Below are 2893 nucleotides of genomic sequence, written 5' to 3' on the forward strand. Positions count from 1 at the left end.
CGCAACCTGGCGCAGATCGGCATCGGCTTCACGATCCGCATGATCGACTCGGCCCAATACGCCAACCGCGTGCGCGCACGGGACTACGACATGATCGTCAACGGCTACCCGGTCAGCCCATCGCCGGGCCGCGAGCTGACCAACTACTTCGGTTCCGAGAGTGCCGATGACCCTGGCTCCAACAATTACATGGCACTGCGCAACCCGGCGGTGGACGCCTTGATCGATGGCCTTGTCCGCGCCAACGACCGCCCGACCATGGTGCGCTACGCCCATGCCCTCGACCGCGTGTTGCAGTGGGGCTTCTACTGGATTCCCAACTATTACCCGCCGGGCTCGTCCTCGCTGTGGTGGAACCGTTTTGGTCGGCCCCGCACAGCGCCGCTCAATGACGTGGGCATCGACACCTGGTGGGAAGTGAGCCCGACGCCGCTGACCACCGCACAGATGCGCCAACTGACTGAGGTCTCCCAACATGCTGGCCTATAGCGCGCGCCGTTTATTGCTGATCGTGCCGACGTTGGTGTGCATCCTGCTGGTCAACTTTTTTATCGTGCAAGCCGCCCCGGGTGGCCCGGTTGAGCAAGCCATCGCGCGCTTGCAAGGCATCGGCAGCCAAGCGTCGGTGGCCGGCACACGGGTGGAAACCGGCAGCAATGAATCGCGCACAACTCGTGGCCTGGACCCCGCGCTGGTGGCCGATATCGAGCGCCAATACGGCTTCGACAAGCCCCTTGGCGCGCGGCTGTGGTTGATGCTCAGCAGCTACGCGCGGCTGGATTTTGGCGATAGCTTCTTTCGCGGCGCCAAGGTCACCGACCTGATCCTGCAAAAACTGCCGGTGACTTTGTCCCTGGGCTTCTGGGCCACGCTGATCAGTTACCTGGTGTCGATCCCGCTGGGCATCCGCAAGGCCGTGCGCCATGGCAGCCGCTTCGATGTGTGGAGCAGTGCGGCGGTCATTATCGGCCACGCCATGCCCGCGTTCCTGTTCGCCTTGCTGCTGATCGTGGTATTCGGCGGCGGTAGCCTGTTGAACTGGTTTCCGGTGCGCGGCCTGGTCTCGGAGAACTTTGCCAGCCTGTCATGGGCGGGCAAAGTCGTGGACTACTTCTGGCACCTTGTCTTGCCGGTATCGGCGCTGGTGATTGGCGGCTTTGCCACACTGACCATCCTCACCAAAAACAGCTTCCTCGACGAGATCAGCCGCCAGTACGTAGTGACCGCGCGGGCCAAGGGTTTCAGCGAAAAACAGGTGCTGTACAAACACGTGTTTCGCAACGCCATGCTGCTGATCGTGGTTGGCCTGCCCCAGGCGCTCACCGCGATGTTGTTCGGCGGCTCGTTGCTGATTGAAGTGATTTTCTCCCTCGACGGCCTCGGTCGCCTGAGCTACGAAGCGGCAGTGGCACGGGACTATCCCGTGGTCTTCGGCACGCTGTTTATCTTTACCCTGGTCGGGTTGGTCATCAAGTTGCTGGGCGACCTGTGCTACCACCTGCTGGACCCCCGGCTGGATTTTTCCGCGAGGTCGCATTGATGCCGGTTTTTACTCCGATCACCCGTCGCCGCTGGCTGCACTTCAAGCGCAATCGCCGCGGCTGGTGGTCGCTGTGGATGTTCCTGGCGCTGTTCGCCGTATGCCTGGGTGCCGAGATGCTGGCCAACGACAAACCACTGGTGATGGCGTACCAGGGCTCACTGTATTTCCCGGCCTTCGAGCGCTACACCGAGCAGGATTTCGGCGGCACGTTGCCGTTTCAGCCGGATTACCGTGACCCTTACGTGCATGAACTGATTGAAGGGCAGGGCGGCTGGATGCTGTTTGCGCCTATTCCGTTCAGCTACGACACGGTCAACTACGACCTCACGACCCCTTCGCCGGCGCGGCCCAGCGCGAGCAACTGGCTGGGCACCGATGATCAAGCCCGGGATGTATTGGCGCGGGTGATTTTCGGCACCCGGGTATCGCTGTTATTTGCCTTGGCACTGACCGTGGTGAGCACTTTGATCGGGGTCGCTGCCGGCGCGCTGCAAGGCTATTACGCCGGCTGGGTCGACCTGTTGGGGCAGCGCCTGATCGAGATCTGGTCGGGGCTACCGGTCCTGTACTTGCTGATCATCTTGTCCGGGTTTGTCGAACCGGGTTTCTGGTGGCTGCTGGGGATCATGGCGCTGTTTTCCTGGCTGACCCTGGTGGATGTGGTGCGCGCCGAGTTCCTGCGCGGGCGCAACCTGGAGTACGTGAAGGCCGCGCGAGCCCTGGGTGTGGGCGATGTTCAGGTGATGTTGCGGCACATTCTGCCCAACGCGCTGACTGCCACCTTGACCTACTTGCCGTTCATTTTGACCGGGGCCATTTCGACCCTCACCGCCCTGGATTTTCTTGGCTTCGGCATGCCCACGGGCAGTGCGTCCCTGGGTGAATTGATCGGCCAGGGGAAAAACAACCTGCAAGCCCCGTGGCTGGCGCTGACCGCGTTTTTTGCGTTGGCGTTGATCCTGTCCCTGTTGGTGTTTATCGGCGAAGCCTGCCGCGACGCCTTCGACCCCCGATCCTGATAAGCGAGCTGTGCCGTGACTGACGCGTTGATTGAAATTCGTAACCTGAAAGTGGCGTTCGACGGGCACAAAGCGGTGCGTGGCATCGACCTGGATATTCACCCGGGCGAGTGCCTGGCGCTGGTGGGCGAGTCGGGCTCCGGTAAATCGGTGACCGCCCACTCGATCCTGCAATTGCTGCCGCCCCACACCACGCGTACCCAGGGCAGTATTCGCTACCAGGGCGAAGAGCTGCTCGGCGCGCGGCCGGAGCGTTTAAGGCAGATTCGCGGCGATCGCATCGCGATGATCTTTCAGGAGCCGATGACCTCGCTCAACCCGCTGTACAGCG

3 protein-coding genes and 1 pseudogene are annotated in these 2893 nt (G+C 62.1%); all 4 read left to right on the top strand.

Annotated elements, in window-relative coordinates:
• Positions 1-489, top strand: a pseudogene (locus tag HX846_RS39825) (ABC transporter substrate-binding protein); the annotation flags it as partial.
• Complete coding sequence (locus tag HX846_RS30105) at positions 476-1540, top strand: microcin C ABC transporter permease YejB (RefSeq protein ID WP_178966774.1); 1065 nt, start codon at positions 476-478, stop codon at positions 1538-1540. The pseudogene HX846_RS39825 and the gene HX846_RS30105, both read left to right, overlap by 14 nt.
• Entirely contained in the window at positions 1540-2562 is a 1023-nt protein-coding gene (locus tag HX846_RS30110) for an ABC transporter permease (RefSeq protein WP_178966775.1), read from the top strand. The genes HX846_RS30105 and HX846_RS30110 overlap by 1 nt, the downstream gene beginning before the upstream one ends.
• A 15-nt stretch (positions 2563-2577) precedes the next feature.
• Positions 2578-2893: ATP-binding cassette domain-containing protein (locus HX846_RS30115; RefSeq protein WP_178966776.1), on the top strand; the 316-nt coding region annotated here is incomplete at its 3' end.

The organism is Pseudomonas sp. K5002, from assembly GCF_013386655.1.
In the GTDB taxonomy this organism is placed as follows: Bacteria; Pseudomonadota; Gammaproteobacteria; order Pseudomonadales; family Pseudomonadaceae; genus Aquipseudomonas.